The sequence below is a fragment of the Acinetobacter sp. NIPH1876 genome, assembly GCF_022808535.1.
GTDB lineage: Bacteria > Pseudomonadota > Gammaproteobacteria > Pseudomonadales > Moraxellaceae > Acinetobacter > Acinetobacter higginsii.
Genome location: NZ_JALGBR010000004.1, coordinates 1 through 18,008, shown reverse-complemented (window position 1 = coordinate 18,008; position 18,008 = coordinate 1). Strand labels below are relative to the sequence as shown.

The 18,008-nt window shown below is 42.0% G+C and carries 13 protein-coding genes; 11 read left to right on the top strand and 2 right to left on the bottom strand.

The window, feature by feature from the left end:
• Positions 1–24: 24 nt before the first annotated feature.
• From MN869_RS05305 to MN869_RS05285, 5 genes are all read left to right on the top strand, one after another.
• On the top strand, positions 25–4,530 hold the full coding sequence (locus MN869_RS05305; protein WP_033132961.1) for a translocation/assembly module TamB domain-containing protein: 4,506 nt from the start codon (positions 25–27) through the stop codon (positions 4,528–4,530).
• A 252-nt stretch (positions 4,531–4,782) separates the two neighbouring features.
• On the top strand, positions 4,783–5,265 hold the full coding sequence (locus tag MN869_RS05300; protein WP_033132960.1) for a DUF4124 domain-containing protein: 483 nt from the start codon (positions 4,783–4,785) through the stop codon (positions 5,263–5,265).
• A 102-nt stretch (positions 5,266–5,367) separates the two neighbouring features.
• Positions 5,368–5,727: a hypothetical protein gene (locus tag MN869_RS05295; RefSeq protein ID WP_005204329.1), complete on the top strand. Its 360-nt coding sequence runs from the start codon at positions 5,368–5,370 to the stop codon at positions 5,725–5,727.
• Positions 5,728–5,986: 259 nt separating this feature from the next.
• Positions 5,987–8,626 (top strand): bifunctional aconitate hydratase 2/2-methylisocitrate dehydratase, encoded by a 2,640-nt coding sequence (locus tag MN869_RS05290; protein ID WP_004653959.1) that lies wholly within the window; start codon positions 5,987–5,989, stop codon positions 8,624–8,626.
• Positions 8,627–8,859: 233 nt separating this feature from the next.
• Complete coding sequence (locus MN869_RS05285) at positions 8,860–9,081, top strand: hypothetical protein (protein ID WP_033132959.1); 222 nt, start codon at positions 8,860–8,862, stop codon at positions 9,079–9,081.
• Between the two features lie 108 nt (positions 9,082–9,189).
• Here the strand turns inward: MN869_RS05285 and MN869_RS05280 are convergent, their stop codons facing one another.
• The gene (locus MN869_RS05280) at positions 9,190–10,647 is read right to left on the bottom strand and encodes a DASS family sodium-coupled anion symporter (protein ID WP_033132958.1); all 1,458 of its coding nucleotides are present in this window, start codon (positions 10,645–10,647) and stop codon (positions 9,190–9,192) included.
• Between the two features lie 267 nt (positions 10,648–10,914).
• Between MN869_RS05280 and MN869_RS05275 the strand changes: the two genes are divergently transcribed.
• The 6 genes from MN869_RS05275 to MN869_RS05250 all read left to right on the top strand — a co-directional run bounded on the left by MN869_RS05275 (position 10,915) and on the right by MN869_RS05250 (position 16,511).
• Complete coding sequence (locus MN869_RS05275) at positions 10,915–11,898, top strand: ion transporter (protein ID WP_033132957.1); 984 nt, start codon at positions 10,915–10,917, stop codon at positions 11,896–11,898.
• A gap of 291 nt (positions 11,899–12,189) precedes the next feature.
• Complete coding sequence (locus tag MN869_RS05270; RefSeq protein WP_033132956.1) at positions 12,190–13,146, top strand: iron chelate uptake ABC transporter family permease subunit; 957 nt, start codon at positions 12,190–12,192, stop codon at positions 13,144–13,146.
• A complete protein-coding gene (locus MN869_RS05265; protein WP_033132955.1) occupies positions 13,136–14,092 on the top strand; it encodes an iron chelate uptake ABC transporter family permease subunit in 957 nt (318 codons plus the stop codon). Before MN869_RS05270 ends, MN869_RS05265 begins: the two co-directional genes overlap by 11 nt.
• Complete coding sequence (locus MN869_RS05260; RefSeq protein WP_033132954.1) at positions 14,083–14,847, top strand: ATP-binding cassette domain-containing protein; 765 nt, start codon at positions 14,083–14,085, stop codon at positions 14,845–14,847. The genes MN869_RS05265 and MN869_RS05260 overlap by 10 nt, the downstream gene beginning before the upstream one ends.
• Before the next feature lie 9 nt (positions 14,848–14,856).
• The gene (locus tag MN869_RS05255; RefSeq protein WP_033132953.1) at positions 14,857–15,810 is read left to right on the top strand and encodes an ABC transporter substrate-binding protein; all 954 of its coding nucleotides are present in this window, start codon (positions 14,857–14,859) and stop codon (positions 15,808–15,810) included.
• 95 nt (positions 15,811–15,905) lie between these two features.
• Positions 15,906–16,511, top strand: coding sequence for a DUF2238 domain-containing protein (locus tag MN869_RS05250; protein WP_033132952.1), 606 nt, complete (start codon positions 15,906–15,908; stop codon positions 16,509–16,511).
• Between the two features lie 26 nt (positions 16,512–16,537).
• On the opposite strand, the gene MN869_RS05245 is transcribed toward MN869_RS05250, so the two are convergent.
• Positions 16,538–17,758, bottom strand: coding sequence for an MFS transporter (locus tag MN869_RS05245; RefSeq protein WP_005204315.1), 1,221 nt, complete (start codon positions 17,756–17,758; stop codon positions 16,538–16,540).
• Positions 17,759–18,008 lie beyond the last annotated feature (250 nt).

Sequence of the window (18,008 nt, the reverse complement as noted above, 5' to 3'; positions counted from 1 at the left end):
AGGGCAAACAATCTCGGGTTGATTATGACGGAAGTAGAACAGCAACTTACCCCTCCAACAAAACCAAGACCACCGCGGCGCATTGCTCGAAATGTTGTGCTGATTGTGCTGATCATTCTTTTATTATTGGTCAGCTCTTTGGTTGTGATGATGTCAACGGATAAGGGGAGCCGTTTTCTATTAGACCGTGTACTTCAAAGCCAGAAAACCATTAAATACGAATATGAAAGCGGTAATCTGCTTTCAGGCATTATCTTAAAAAATGTGTTGGTACGACTGGAAGGAATTGACGTTTCTTTAGACCGTGCCGATGTGTCTTTAGGGTGGAGAGCAATTCTTAAGAAAGAAGTACACCTTAGCCATGCCGATGTTCGTAATCTAAAAATTCTTGATAAGAAACCACCATCAGGTAAACCTTTTGGATTTGATCCAATCAAACTTCCTTTTGTATTGCGTGTTGATGAAGCCAGCCTAGACCATTTGCAACTTCAAACCACAACATCTAAAGTCGATTTTAGCGATATCTATCTAAAAGATGCTTTATGGTCAGAAACAAAATTAAAGTTCAAAGACTCTCGCATGAAAATGGAGTATTTGGCCGTCCAAAATGCAACGGGAGAAATGGACTTTAGTGGAAAATATCCAATCAATGCCAAAGCAGATCTGATTATTCCATCACTCAAAAGCCTAGATATTGATGTCATTAAAGTTGCTGCTAGAGGTTCTTTAGATACCTTAAAAGTAGGAGTTGCAACACGTACCCCAGACCTGCTCACAGGTTGGGCAGTCGTCCATCCAGTTCGTGATCATGTACCGATGAATGGTGAGTTATTCTTTAAAAACTATCATTTGCCATTACTGAAAGATCAAAAGTTGTTTGTTAAGGATGGTATTGCGAAATTTAATGGGGATATCCAAAAACTGATTTTAACGTTGGATACAGACCTAAAAGGCGAGCAAGTGCCGGAGGGTCAATATACAGCACAGATGGATACTGATTTAACTCACCAATTGAATATCCGTGAGTTTAATGGCCAGTTGATGGGCGGTGTGGTCAGCTTACTGGGTTTTGTAAACTGGCATGATCATGTGTCTTGGGATGTTAAAGGTCGTTTAGAACGTTTGGATCCGAAAGACAAAACCGTACCGCAAATTGCACAAGATTTCTTGCCACCAAACTTGGATGCGAATTTAAGTTCTACAGGTTCAATGGAAAAAGGCTTGGTGCTGAACGCACAACTTGCATTTGATAAATTTGAAACTTGGGCGGTTAAGCTAGACCAAGCGGAAGAAAAAGATAATAAAGCACAACCAATGTTGCTGGATGTTTCATGGAAAGGGATTGATCGTGCTATGCCATATATTGGCTGGCTCAGTAGTGAAGAAGGTCATACTAACCTGACCTTAAATGAAGGTCGGCAAGACATCTATCTGACAACCACGATTCGTCCTCATGAACAAGCTTTGTTACCAACAGGAAAATATGATGCGCGTTTAGATGTAAAAGGCGATCTATTAGATGTGGAAAGCTTCCGCTATGAGGCGGAAAAAGGCAGCTTGTCGGGACAGGCTAAAGTTAAGTTGCCTAACGAAAAGCAACAGCTTTCATGGCAAGCTCAGCTTAAAGCTCAGGATTTTAATCCGCAAACAATTGCCGCTGCTGCACCGATTAACTTATTAAATGGTGAAATAAAAGCAACTGGTTTTGCCAAACCGAATCAACAAATTATTCAGCTTGAACAGATTGATTTAATAGGGCAATTACCACAAGACAATAAAACAGAAACGATTGCCCTCAAAGGGAAAAGTACGGCTGCCTTGATGTTTAATGACGAAAAAGCAGGTGGTGGATTTAAGAGTTTTGCAGTCAATTATGATGGCTCTTTAAATGCATTAAACCAAGGTAACGGCGTATTAAAGATTAAGGTTGCAGGTACGCCTGATTACATCAAGATCAATGAACTTAATCATGATGGTGTGGCAGGCAAAATCTATGCAACGGGTGCTGTTAATCTCAAAGATAAACTTGGCTGGGATATTGATGCCTCGCTGGTACGTTTTAAGCCGCAGTATTTTGTTTCTAGTGTCAAAGGTGAAGTCTCTGGACGAGTTAAAACACTTGGTGTTTGGTCCGATAAATTGAAACGTATTGATATCCGTCAGCTCAATGTTGCAGGTTTCCTGAATAACAAACCAATTCGTGGTCGCGGTAATCTGAGTTTATTGCTTGATTCGAACCAAGAAGGTTTCTTGCCACAACAATTCGAAGCCAACGACTTATTCTTTGCTTATGCACAGAACCAGTTGCAAGCCACAGGCAATGCGCAAAACTTACGTATTAAGTTGAATGCACCTGCCTTATATGAGCTTTACCCAGGCTTACGTGGTCGTGCATACGGTAGCTTAAATGTGCAGTCGCAGCCACGCCTAAAAGCAACTGCGAATATGATGGTTGATAATTTTGCCTTTAATGATTTGGTGACGATTCGTTCATTAAAAGTGCAAGGTGAATTACCGACTTCTGAAACCACTCCAACACAACTGACTGCAACTTTAGATCGTTTGCGTAATGGCAATCGTGAAATTGAACAAGCAACAGTAAACTTGGCAGGAACACGCAAGGCACATGTGTTGAAGGTGGAGAGCAAAAACCGTCAATCGAATTTCTATCTGCAACTTGCGGGTGGTTTTAATCCGAAGAACGACTGGTTAGGCCAATTGCAAAAAGGTAACTTTACTTCGCGTAATATCAGTTTGGTACAAAACCAAAGTGCGCCGATTATCTATACCACGGCGCAACAGGAATTGTATGTTGGTCAACATTGCTGGCAGAGTTCGAGCAGTCAGTTATGTCTGGATCAGCCTGCACGCCTTAGCAAAGCCAAAGGTAGCTTCTCCTTTATTACCAAAAATCTGGACTTAAAAGACTTTACCGCATTTATGCCTGAAGGTTTGGCGGTCACAGGTCAGCTTAATGGTTATGCCAAAGCATCTTGGGCTCAGGGTAGTCATCCGAAACTAGATGCTCGTTTAGTCACTCAGAAAGGTGAAATCGGATTGGCGGCGGATGATCCACAAGATCCTGCTACAACGGTCACTTATGATGAGTTGAGTCTGATTGCAAAAAGCATCAGTGAAGGTTTGTTGTTACGTGTTGATATGAAAACACCTGACATTGGTACCGGTTATGCCAATGTGATTGTCAACCCATATCAAGCCAATATGCCAATGCGCGGTGAAGTTGCATTTAATGATGTGCAGTTGAAAGTCTTTAAGCCGTTTATTAAAGACGTACGTTCAATGTCAGGGACTTTGGCTTTGGCTGGTAAAATGAATGGAACCTTGACTCAACCTGAGTTTGTCGGTGAGATGCGCTTGAAAAATGGCGCAATTTCGATGATCTCTCTGCCTGTGAATTTAAGCAATATCCAGCTTTATTCCTCAATACGTCAACAATCTGCCAGTATTGATGGTGCATTTAATAGTGGTCAGGGTGTTGGGCGTTTGAAGGGTAATTTTGATTGGAAGAATGACCCACATTTAAATCTGACCCTGAAAGGCGACAACCTATTGGTACGCCAAGCCCCGATGATCACGGCGATTGTAGAACCTGATTTAAGTTTGGATGTTTATCCTTTTGATCAGCGATTAAGCCTGAAAGGGAAAATTGATGTACCACGTGCACGTATTTCGATGCCAGAAAGTTCTGCAACGGTGGTGAACTTGTCACCTGATGTACGTGTGGTTCAACAAGGCCAAGACTTGCTGGCGACTTTAAAAGCGGCTAAACCGTGGGATATCCGTGCCGATATGACTGTGACTTTAGGCAACCAAGTTATTTTCCAAGGTTTTGAAAGTACCATTCCATTGGTCGGTCGTTTGCACTTATCGCAACGTGGTTTAGAAACTGCAATGCGTGCCAATGGTGCGATTGGTGTCAGTCAAAAAGTGAAGATTGAAGCCTATGGTCAAAGTCTTGATTTGAATCGAGCGATTGCACGTTTCAATGGACCATTGGCCAACCCGACGTTGGATATTGATGCCAATAAACCGGTTCAAGGTAGTATGGTCGGCGTACGTGTCACAGGTACAGCCACTGTGCCGAATATTCAGATTTATAACGATGCAGGTTTGTCTGAGCAAGAAGCCTTGAATGCCTTACTCACAGGTCGTATTAATGAAGGTAACAGTGGTTTAAGTAATACTGAAGGCTTTAAGTCTGACGTGAATAACACCATTGCTGCTGCGGGTATCAGTATGGGCTTAGGCGGTACGCGTGCCTTGACCAACCAGATTGGTCGAACCTTTGGTTTGAGTGGTTTGGCATTGGACGCACAGGGTACAGGTGATGATACGCAGGTGAGTCTGACAGGTTATATTACGCCTGATCTTTTTATTCGTTATGGTATTGGTGTATTTACCCCAGTGAATAAGTTGACCTTGCGTTATCAGATGAACCGTCGTTTATATCTGGAAGCAAGCCAGTCCTTAGAACGTGCAATTGACGTATTCTACAATTGGAGGTTCTAACTGTACGTTTAGTTTAGAATCAGAAAGAGGAATTATTTCGCTGAAATAGTTCCTCTTTTTTATGGTTGTAACACTACTTGAACCTCCCAAAAAAGCATCCACATAAAAATTAATGAGGACAGATGTGTTAATGGTCTGAGCGAATTTTTAAACAGATTTCATAGCGGATGGTTTTAGAAAACAAGAATTGTGATAGAATTAATATAAACTATTGAAAATAAACGATTTTATGACATTTTTTGGAGGAAATAAATGAAATCTGTCACTTTTGGTCAGCTTTGGGCAGTGCTTGGCTTAGTGCTCTTCAGTTCGACACTCCAAGTCAATGCCAAGGAATATTATAAGTGGGTCGATGCCAAAGGCGTCACCACTTATTCAGCAACGCCCCAACCTGTACAGAGACAAGAACCTCAGCTCGATCCAGTTAAAAAGAATAGCGCTACCACAGTACAACAGCCGACTGCTCAAACTGGAACGGCACCGAAAGAGCCAAAAATCACAACAGTGATTGCAACTACAGCAACAACACCAACCAAACCTGTAACGACGACCACAACAGCCACAAGTAATCTTACTGCGACAAGTGACGTGCTTATCGCCGTCAAAAACTGCAATGGGGTCAGATGTTGGGATATGAAAGGTAAGTCCTATAATCTCGTCGCAGGAACGACATATCTGTCTGCCAATGGAGGAAAGTGTCAAAAGTTAGGCAATAACATGCGCTGTAGCAAATGATTTGTATGTTTTTATTACGGAAAGCATGGTTTTAAAGGCTTCCTTTTGCAAAATAAACAAGTTTCAGTATGATGTGTGCATCAAATTAGCCGCAGTATGATGATGAAAAAAGTTTTGTTTATTGCAATAGGTTTAGTTTTGGCTGGTTGTGCTGAGAAAAAGCCGTTAACCCCTGAAGAACAATGGCATGGCTATTGTGTCAGTGTGGGTAACGCTGCACGTTCGATTACACTAGATCGTCAAAATGGAATTGAGCAAAAACAAGCAACGGAATATGCGGCAAAGATTGAAGATGAGACCACACGTAAGTTTATCTTTAAAATTTTGGACACAGTTTATGCACTTCCTGCCGATCAACTGAAAAAAGATCCAGAAGCATTACGTGAGAATTTAAAGAAACAGTTTATGGAAGAATGCTTGGTTACCCCACATGACAAGCTGCCTAACTATAAACTTTTTTAATGTGTATATAAAAAAGACAACACCGTTTGTCTTTTTTTATGGGTGTAATTTATTGTTTTATTAGACTTTAACCTAAGACCAAAGCGGTATTTCCAAGGGATGAACATTTCGCTATAAAATAATGGGCATCACGTAGAAATACGGTAGTTGCATTAACATTTAACGCGAAGTCTAGTAAAATTTTGCTGTCCACATTACTTGTAAAGCTTGTAGCAAGCTGGAACTTACAAGTAATTTTTTAAAAAAGAGGAATAACACTGTGCTAGAAGCTTACCGCCAACACGTTGAAGAACGTGCCGCACTCGGAGTCCCACCGAAGCCGCTTGATGATGCTCAAACTGCTGAACTCGTAGCCTTATTAAAAAATCCACCAGCAGGTGAAGAAGCTTATTTAGTAGATTTACTAGAAAATCGTGTTCCAGCAGGTGTTGACCAAGCTGCATATGTAAAAGCTGCTTTCTTAGCTGCTGTTGCAAAAGGCGAAGCAACCTCTCCACTCGTATCTAAAGAACGTGCAGTTTACTTACTAGGTACAATGCTTGGTGGTTATAACGTAGCACCACTTGTTGAACTTCTAGACAATGCTGAGCTTGCTGAATTAGCGGCTGAAGCGTTAAAGAAAACACTTCTTGTATTTGATGCATTCCATGATGTAGCTGACAAAGCAAAAGCAGGCAATGCTGCTGCTAAAGCAGTATTACAATCTTGGGCTGATGCAGAATGGTTCACAAGCCGTGCTGACGTTCCAGAAGAAATCAAAATCACTGTGTTCAAAGTAACAGGTGAGACCAATACGGATGACTTGTCTCCAGCTCAAGACGCTTGGAGCCGTCCAGACATCCCATTACATGCAAACGCAATGTTGAAAAACGAGCGTGACGGTATTAACCCTGAAAAACCAGGTGAAGTTGGTCCATTAAACCAAATCAAAGAATTGATCGCGAAAGGCAACCAAGTTGCTTACGTAGGTGACGTTGTTGGTACAGGTTCTTCTCGTAAATCCGCAACGAACTCTGTACTTTGGTTCTTCGGTGACGAACTTCCACACATTCCAAACAAAAAAGATGGTGGTGTGTGCTTAGGTTCTAAAATCGCGCCAATTTTCTTTAACACAATGGAAGATGCAGGTGCATTACCTGTAGAAATCGACGTTGCCAACATGAACATGGGTGACGAAGTTGTATTGAAAATTGATCACGCTGCTGCAAAAGTAACTGCATTTAAAGACGGTGCACAAATTGCAGAAGCTGAGCTTAAAACCCCTGTACTTTTAGACGAAGTACGTGCTGGTGGTCGTATTAACTTGATCATTGGTCGTGGTTTGACTGCGAAAGCGCGTGAAGAATTAGGTCTTGCACCTTCTACATTGTTCCGTACTCCAGTACAACCTGCTGACACTGGTAAAGGTTTCACCCAAGCACAGAAGATGGTTGGCCGTGCATGTGGTTTAGCAGAAGGTCAAGGTATCCGTCCGGGTACTTACTGTGAACCTAAAATGACGACTGTTGGTTCTCAAGATACAACAGGTCCGATGACGCGTGATGAGTTAAAAGACTTGGCATGCTTGGGCTTCTCAGCTGACTTAGTGATGCAGTCTTTCTGTCACACTGCTGCGTATCCAAAACCAGTTGACGTAACAACTCACCATACATTACCTGACTTCATCATGAACCGTGGTGGTGTATCTTTACGTCCAGGTGACGGTATTATCCACTCTTGGTTAAACCGTATGTTACTTCCAGATACTGTTGGTACTGGTGGTGACTCACACACACGTTTCCCAATTGGTATTTCATTCCCAGCGGGTTCTGGTCTTGTTGCGTTCGCAGCTGCAACTGGCGTTATGCCACTTGATATGCCTGAGTCTGTACTTGTTAAGTTCAAAGGTAAAATGCAGCCTGGTATCACTTTACGTGACCTTGTACATGCAATTCCTTACTACGCGATTCAAGCGGGTGACTTAACTGTAGAGAAGAAAGGTAAGAAAAACATCTTCTCGGGTCGTATCCTTGAGATTGACTTATCAGAAATGGAAAATGACTTGACTGTTGAGCAAGCATTCGAACTTTCTGATGCATCTGCTGAGCGTTCTGCTGCTGGCTGTTCAATCACACTTTCTGAAGAGAAAGTTGCTGAATACTTACGTTCTAACATCACCATGTTGAAGTGGATGATTGCTGAAGGTTATGGCGATGCGCGTACTATGGCGCGTCGTGCTGAAAACATGCAGAAGTGGTTAGATAACCCAAGCTTGTTAAAAGCTGATGCTGATGCAGAATACTTAAAAGTTTACGAAATCGATCTTGCTGACATCAAAGAACCAATTCTTTGCTGCCCGAACGATCCAGATGACGCAAAACTTCTTTCCGACGTTCAAGGCGACAAGATTGATGAAGTATTCATCGGTTCTTGTATGACTAACATCGGTCACTTCCGTGCAGCGGGTCAGCTACTTGACAAAGTACCTGGTGGTTCATTGTCTACTCGTTTATGGTTGGCTCCACCAACGCGTATGGACGAGCATCAATTGATGGAAGAAGGTTTGTATAACATCTATGGCCGTGCTGGTGCACGTACAGAGATGCCAGGCTGTTCATTGTGTATGGGTAACCAAGCACGTGTAGCACCGAACACAACATGTGTATCGACTTCTACACGTAACTTCCCGAACCGTTTAGGTCAAGGTGCGAACGTTTACTTGGCTTCTGCTGAGCTTGCATCTGTAGCTGCGGTTCTTGGTAAATTACCAAGCCCAGAAGAATATCAACAGTACGCTTCGCAAATCGACAGCGCTTCTGCTGACATCTACAAATACTTAAACTTCGACAAGATGAGCGAATATACAAAAGAAGCTGATCAAGTTGATACCAAGAAAATCCAAGCAGCTCAATTAACCTAATACCTTAGTGAGCTAAAAATAAGGGCTGAGTAATCAGCCCTTATTTTTTTATATAATTTTTAATTAATCTAAATTTGAAAACCAAGATATACATCAAAAAAATTGTAGTGATATCCTGTGATATAGGAATCCAGTAATTTAAATTGAGATGGTCTAGCAATTTTGTCTTTACAGTTCAAATAATCCATCGTTTAATCATCGAAAATGAATGATTTAAAAGTAGATTCAACTCAATGGCGAAACAATCCCGCTTCTTATGTATTGGTGGATTTCTTAATGGTTCAGCTGTGAAAGATCAAGGTGACAGTTTTATCTGTATTGAAAATGGCAAACAAGTAAGCTACCACAAAAAGGAAATTTTCCATCAAGACTCATGGCATCAAGATTACTACGTCTGCGAAACGACGACGGATCAACAAGCACGAAACTGGGTTTATGACATCAAGCCTAATTAATGAAGCTGCTATCATTTTATTCGGTGTCTGGGCTTATAATCCTAGTATTCTTTAAATACATACATAAAAAAGCCCCTTTGATAGGGGCTTTTTTTAAACTAAATCATCCTACCAATAACCCAGCATTTTCCACCAAAGTCCGCCAATCACCACAAAGATGATGATATTGACCACACTCATGACAAAGCCAGCTTTCCACCATTCACCCAGAGTGGTGTAACCCGAACCAAACACCACAGGCGATGTACCCGTTGCATAATGGGTTAAGGTCATCATGATACTCGAAGCTGCTGCCATCATTAAGGCAAATAACATCGGTGGTGCACCCAGCGCCAGTCCAGCCGTATAGAAGGCCGCAAACATGGCAGTGATATGGGCCGTGGTACTGGCAAACATATAGTGTGCATACAGATAAGCAAGCATCAATAATAAACAGGCAGGCATCCAACTAAGACCTAAATGACCAATCCCTGTTTCTAACACACCTGAGAACCATGTGATTAAACCGAGCTTATTTAAATAAGTCGCCATCATCACCAAGGCAGCAAACCAAGTGATGGTATCCCATGCGCTTTTTTGCGTCAGGATATCTTCCCAAGTCAATACGCCCGTAATCAGTAGCAAGCCCAAACCAATAAAGGCAGTCGTGGTGGGATCAACCGCCCAAGCTGAACCGAAGATCATGGCAGGGATACCTGCCCATAACAGCAGTAAAATCCCAAATACGCCAAGCATAATGATTTCATTTTTGCTGACAGGCCCCATTTCTTTTAACTTGGTTTTGGCAAACTGAGCCGCATTCGGAGTTTCTTTGACTTCAGGTGGATACATCCAGTACATAATCAACGGCATGACGATCAAGGCAATTAAACCTGGTAATAACATCGCCAGTGCCCAAGTACTCCAACTCAAGGAAATCTGACTGTTGGTTGCTTTCGCTACAAGATCAACCACCAAAGGGTTAGGAGCGGTTGCGGTAATAAACATGGCAGAAGTAATTGGGTTGGCTTGATAGTTGACCAAAGCTAAGAATTTCCCCATACGACCTTCGGTGCCTTTGGCAGGGTCAGAGTCATAACTGGTAGAAATTGCACGTACAATCGGGTGAATAATCCCACCACCACGTGCAGTATTACTTGGGGTAACTGGTGCAAGAATCAGTTCAGACAGTACCATGCTATAACCGATACCAATGGTTTTCTTGCCCCAAACTGCGATAAATAAATAGCCTAAGCGTGCACCCAATCCAGTTTTTTGCAAGCCTTTAGAAATCATGATTGAAATACCAATCAACCAGATCAGCGGGTTAGCAAAACTGCTGAGCGCATCTTGAATGGCACCACTTGGGCTATCGTTGGTAACACCTGTCACGGCGACCAATGTAATGGCAATAATCGCAATCGCACCAATCGGCATGGCTTTACCAATAATGGCGGCAATCACACCGACAAACATTGCGAGTAAATGCCATGCATCAGGATCAACACCTGTAGGCACAGGAATGACGAACCAGATAATTAATGCAATAAATAAAGAGATCAGCGTCGGGAGAGCTTTAAATCCCATGTAATTTCCCCTTGTTGTACGGGTTTAATAAAATTTATAGTTCTTTATGAATGAATCGTTAAAGAAAATAACCACTAAGCTTTTATTATCGTTGAAGCGAGCAATAAACTGCAAAGAAAGTTTTGTTGAAACAGCGTTATATAGCGCAATGAAGTGAAGAATGATTTTTTTTAAACGAGAAAATAAGGCTTAAGGTTAAAATCCCTTATTAAATATGAAAGCATCATGCTACATTTTCAGCTTACTTGATCAAACAATAAGTATGGTATGACTCAATTTTCATGGCAGCAATTAAGACGCTTTGTTTATGACAACTTGCACAATGATGACTATAAAAGTACGGTCAGCACCTGCGTAAACTATCTATTGATTGCCTTGATTATTGGCAACGTTGCTGCGGTTTTGTTGGAGTCCGTCAACGAATTTTATCAACTGTACAAGCCTTATTTCGATATCTTTGAAAATCTCTCGATCATGATTTTTAGTGGGGAATATCTGCTCAGGCTCTGGAGTATTGTTGAGGAAGAACCACAAGAGGATGCATGGAAACAGCGGATTCGCTGGATGAAAAGTGGTGGGGCAATTATCGACTTATTGGCGATTTTACCTGCTTATCTCAATTTCATTGTTCCGATCGATTTGCGTTTCTTACGGGTCTTACGCTTGGTTCGCTTACTAAAACTGACCCGATATTTTGTTTCCCTGCAAATTCTATTGCGCGTGATTCAACGCGAAAAAGGCTCATTCCAAGCGGTCATTTTTATCTTGGTGATTATGATCGTGATGACGGCATCAGCGATTTATGTGGTGGAAAATAAAGCCCAGCCTGAGGCGTTTAGTTCAATACCACAATCGATGTGGTGGGCAGTAGTTACCTTAACCACGGTTGGTTATGGCGATGTAACACCAGTAACTAACTTGGGTCGGATACTTGGTGCATTCATTACCATTCTTGGCGTCGGTATTGCCGCTTTACCTGCGGGTATTTTGGCTTCTGGCCTTGCCAATGAATTAAATATGCGTAATCAGCGATTGGAACAGGAGTTTAGGGAAGTATTACAGGCCAAAGGTTTGGATCTGTTGCATGATCAAGTGGAAATTGAACGGATTCGCAAAAAGGTCGGTTTACCCAAAGAGCAGACCCATGAAATTATTATGCAACTGGTCAGAGAAAAGTTGCTAGAAGATCAGGAGCAGGAAAAGAAACTGTGCCGTTACTGCCCACACTGTGGTGAAAAGCTTCCTGAATAATTTGAAATTTATTATAAAAATGTAGCCTAAGGCTTCAGTATAAGTTGGTAATGCTTAGCTATTTATTCGGATGAGGCGACACTCGATTTGGCTCTAAAGCTCGGTAATACTGAGACTTAGGGCTTTTTATTAAAAATTAAAAGTTCAGTTCATTAAGCGTTACTTCACGCAGATATCATTTCATTTAAAAAAGTTAACAATAATCTTTATCATTTGTGATAGTTTCTTGTTAAATGTTTTGTAATTTTTAAGCTTCTTTTAAGTTTAAGCATACTATGAAGTTCTCCCAACATGATTAAGCGGCGTTATCTAATTTTATTATTGCTTCCACTGGCATTGATTTCCCTATTTGTCGGTGTAGGCGAGATGAGTCTTGCTGGTTTGTGGGCAGGCAATCCACAGGATTGGCAATTGTTCTGGACCAGTCGTTTGCCGCGTCTTATGGCAATTGTTGTGGCTGGCGCGGGCCTGAGCGTCTGCGGTTTGATTATGCAATCACTCAGTCGCAACCGTTTCGTTTCTCCAACCACCGCAGGTTTATATGACTGTGCCCGTTTAGGTGTATTGGTTTCGATTATCTTGCTACCGAGTGCTTCAATTTTTGTAAAAACAGGTTTTGCCATAACTGTGACACTGATCGGGGCAATGGCCTTTATGAGCATTCTGGCAACCCTCAAGCATCGAGATACCGTCTTTGTTCCTCTGGTGGGGATGATTTTTGGCAGTATTATCTCAGCCTTTACCACCTTTATCGCCTTGCAAATGGATTTATTGCAGAACTTGGCGGGGTGGTTGCAAGGTGACTTTTCCACCATTTTAAATGGTCAATATGAGCTGATTTATCTTAGTATTCCTGTCTTGATTCTGATTTATATCTTTGCCAATCGTTTTGTCTTGGCAGGCTTGGGACAGGATTTTGCCACCAATCTTGGACTGAATTATAAACAGACCTTATTTCTGGGTTTGCTTCTGGTCTCGGTGATTACCGGTGTGGTGATTGTGACCGTGGGTGCGATTCCGTTTCTTGGGCTGATCGTACCGAATTTGGTCAGCTTATATCTAGGTGACAATATCCGCCGAACCTTATCACATACGGCGCTCCTGGGTGCTTTGCTAGTTCTGCTGTGTGATGTTTTTGGTAGGGTAGTGATCTATCCCTATGAGGTGTCGGTGAGCCTGATTATGGGCATCGTTGGTAGTGTGATTTTCCTGTGGTTATTGCTCAGGAGATACCGCTATGCCACATAAAACCAAGCTCATTGTTTTAGCCTTTTTAACTATCCTCAGCATTGCCTTGTATTTGGGTTGGGGCTTAGGTGTGACATGGCAATATGCACTCGGTCTGCGTTTAAAAACAGTTACCGCAATCATTGTCGCTGGCGTTGCTGTAGGGGTGTCGACTTTGGTATTTCATACCATTGTCAATAATCGGGTCGTGACACCGCAGGCATTAGGATTGGATAAATTATATGAACTATCCAAGACCAAGATTATTTATTTCTTTGGTGCCAGCACCTTGCTGTCATTTAACTTTGTCTTGGATTATTTGATCAGCTTGGTGTTAATGCTGAGCTTTGCCTTATTGTTGTATCGCTTTATTTTCAAGAAAGTTGCACAGCAAAATATTTACTTCCTGTTGTTGGTCGGGCTGATCTGTTCGACTTTATTCGACAACATGACCACTTTCTTTCAAGTCTTGCTCGATCCTGATGAATTTCAGATTGCAGCCTATGCCGGTTTTGCCAGTTTTAATGTGGTGAAAATGGAAACTGTTGGACTGTCTTTACTGACCATTGTGCCGATTCTATTTTACAGCTTAAAGCATTATCACAAGTTGGATGTGATGGCGTTGGGACGCGATCATGCTCTGAATTTGGGTCTGTATTATGACAAGACCAGCCGCTCGCTATTGATTCTGGTGGTATTGGCATTGGCTTCTGCGACAGCCTTGGCAGGCCCGATGATGTTCCTTGGTTTGCTGGTCCTCAACATTAGCCTTGAGCTGTTCAAGACCCATCAACATCACATCTTATTAGTCGGCATTATTTTGGTCAGCATCCTGTGTCTGATGATTGGGCAATTCATCGTATTACATCTATTGAATCTTAAAACCACGCTCAGTGTGATCATTAATTTTGTCGGTGGAATTTATTTCTTCTGGATATTACTGAAGGAAAATAAAAAATGGCAATAGAGCTAAAGAATTTAAGCAAAAGCTATCAGCAACAGCAGGTGGTACAAGAGCTTTCACTCAGTATTGCCAAAGGTCAGTTTACGGCTTTTATTGGCCCGAATGGCGCGGGAAAAAGTACCGTGCTTTCGATTATGAGCCGTCTAATCGAGGCTGATCAAGGACAAGTTTTGCTGGATGGACAGGATCTACGCCAAATGAAAAGTGCCGAGATTGCAAAAAAACTGGCCATCTTAAAACAGTCCAACCACACCGAGTTACGACTGAGTATTGAAGATTTGGTGTCATTTGGTCGTTTTCCCTATTCGCAAGGCCGCCTAACGCAGGAAGACCGTGAGGTGATTGATCGTTCCATTGCCTATATGGATTTAGAAGCATTACGCCATCGCCAATTGAGTGAGCTGTCAGGTGGTCAACGTCAGCGTGCTTATATCGCCATGATTCTGTCACAAGACACCGATTATATTTTGCTGGACGAACCTTTGAATAATCTGGATATGAAGCACTCTTCACAGATTATGAAGGTGTTAAAAGATCTGGCTGAAAATCATGGCAAATCCATCATTGTGGTAATTCATGACATCAATTTTGCCTCGGTCTATGCCGATCACATCATTGCCATGAAAGAAGGGCAACTGGTCTATCAAGGTCATCCACAGCAGATGATGGATGAACGCATTCTCAATGATATTTTTGATTTTCATATCCCGATTCAACAGGTTCAACAGCACAAATTAGGTTTGTATTTTATTAGTTAGGAGTTCGTTATGCTTTTCAAAAAAACATTGCCAGTCATGATGCTGAGTGTGGTCTTGGCTGCATGTGGTAATTCCGAAGCACCTTCGGCAAAACAGGACGTAAATGCTACTGCGACACAGGATAGTTTGAGCTTTAATAGTAAGGCTGGTCAGATCACGATTCCTGCAAACTTGTCTCGTATTGCGGTACTGGATACCAATGCCCTAAATACCATTCATGCCTTGGGTGCGAGTGATAAAGTGGTGGCCTTACCCAAAGGCACGCCCTTACCGAAAGTACTGCAAGATTTTAATGATGGGAAGTATCTGGATATTGGAACAGCCAAAGAACCGAATCTGGAAAAAATTGCAGCCAGTCAGCCTGAGCTGATTCTCATGAGTGGCCGTATGGAAAATCTGATGGGGCAGATTAAACAGATTGCGCCGACTTATTTTGTTGATGTGGATTACAACGATCAGTTTAATTCCTTTAAACAGCAAACCCTAAATATCGCTGAAATGGTGGGTAAAAAGCCAGAAGCAGAGCAACAGTTGCAAACTTTAGAAAAAGACATTAACGCATTAAAAGCCAAGACTAAGGGTAAAACAGCGTTAGTGATCTTGGTCAATAACAGCAAAATTGCAGCTTATGGGCCAGGCTCACGTTTCGGTAATATCCATGATCTATATGGTTTTACTCCTTCAGATCCTTCAATCAAAGTGGGCTTGCATGGTATGGCGGTGTCGCATGAATTTATCGCTCAGAAAAATCCAGATTATCTATTCGTGATTGACCGCGGTGCTGCAATTACTGAAAATCAGCAAGGTGCAAAACAGGTCTTGAATAATAAGATTATCAACCAAACTAAAGCCGCGCAAAATGGCAATATTGTTTATCTAGATTCAAGTAACTGGTATTTAATGAACAATGGTTTGGATGGCATGAAGGACATGTTGAAAGAAGTGGCAGATGCCGTAAAATAAAAATTCAATCTGCTGATTTTATAACAAAAACCCGAAGGACTTCCTTTGGGTTTTTTATATGATGGGATTTAATAAATCACTACTTTTATAACATCATGCGTATTTCTTTATTGTATTTGGGCACGGCGATTTTAGCCATTTTGCTGCTGATTTCTGGAATTCAGCCTTTTGATCGAACCACATGGTGGCTTGAAGTGATACCCGTATTGATTGTGGTCCCGTTATTATTTGCCACTTATAAAGCTTTTCCACTCACTCCTCTGTTATATGGACTGATTTTCTTGCATGCCATTGTGCTGATTGTGGGCGGGGCATATAGCTATGCGCGTGTGCCGTTGGGTTTTGAAATGGCACAATGGTTTGGTTTAGAACGTAATCCTTATGACAAAATTGGACATTTTATGCAGGGCTTTGTCCCAGCCATAGCTGCGCGTGAAATCCTAATTCGCAACCATATTTTAAGCAAAGGCAAAATGCTGAGCTTTATTGTGATCTGTATTGTATTGGCCATCAGTGCCAGTTATGAATTGATTGAATGGGCGGCTGCATTGTCTTTGGGACAAGGGGCAGAAGAGTTTTTGGGGACACAAGGGGATGAGTGGGATACACAGTCAGATATGTTTTTTGCCTTGATTGGGTCGATCACAGCCTTATTGTTATTCTCTCGATGGCATGATCGACAAATAGCAGAGTTAATCTAGTCACTGCCAATGCAATGAATCTACCGTTAAGACACGGCAGATTCATTTTTTTGTGAATATTTGGCGTACGCTAGCGCAATCAATAGAATCGCTAGACCACCTAAACTTAATACAAAACCGACCCAAATCGGTGCTAACCAGCCCATATTATGACTGAGGACCCAACCACCCAAGAAAGCACCGAGCGCATTGGCCAAGTTGAAAGCTGAATGATTCAGTGAGGCCGCCAAAGTTTGTGCATCACCCGCAATGTCCATCAAATGGGTTTGTAAAGCACCGCCTAGACCGATTACGGTAAAACCAATTAAGAATAGGGCCGCAATTGCTGTATAAAGATTGGACATCATAAAACTGGCGGCAACAAAGGCCAGTGCCGAACTGATCAAGATCCCAATAATAGTTTTAAACAGATTTTTATCTGCCAACCAGCCAGCAACTAGACCACCAATCACCATACCTACACCCCAAATTGCAAGGGCCACAGGCACCACACGAATATCGGCATGGGTATATTCGGTTAGAATCGGTGAAACATAACTATACACCGAGAACATGCCACCAAAGCCAATTGCACCAACGGCAAGAGTCAGCCACATATTGATATTTTTTAAACCCGCCAACTCTGCTTTGATACTGGCCGTTTTCTGCAATGGGATATTGGGAACAAATAGACTGACACCGATCAGGGTAATAAACGCGATCACCGCAGAAAACTCAAAACCTGATTTCCAGCCAAATTGTTGACCCAACCATGTGGCAATCGGCACGCCAATGACATTGGCAATGGTGAGTCCCATCATCACTTGTGCAATCGCGGTGGCACGGCGTTGTTTGCCTGCCAGTTCAGCCGCAACCAATGCGGCTACACCAAAATAAGCACCGTGTGGAAATCCTGCAATAAAGCGAGACAGTAACATGGCTTCAGGTGTAGTGGCAAAAGCGGTTGCTGCATTGGCCAAGCCATAAAAAAGCATCAAGCTAAGCAATAGTGTCTTACGGGGTACTTTTGCGCCTAAGATCGCAATAATCGGTGCACCCACCATGACACCGAGTGCATAAGCGCTGATGAAATAGCCTGCATGTGGCACACTAACGTTTAAATCGGTAGCGATTTCCTGAATCAATCCCATTGCCACAAATTCAGTAGTACCAATACAGAAACTACCCACTGCAAGGGAGAAAATAACCAGGAATAAGGAATAGTTGGGTGAGGGAGATGAGTGCAAGGGAGAGCTTGACGAGGACATAATATCTCGAGTCTAAAAGTACCGCCGTATTATATTCGACTCGCTTTGGGAAAGGTGAAATAGAACACAATTTTTATCTCAATTGGTTTGGGGGCGGTACTATATAAAAACACAATAATTGAATGATAATTATTTTCATTTATGTATAATGCAAAGCAGACATTTTTTGATGCGCGCCGAGATAATTTACGCAGAATTTTGAGATAAATCGAATAAATAATAGTTTCACCATTTGAAACCATTTTTCATA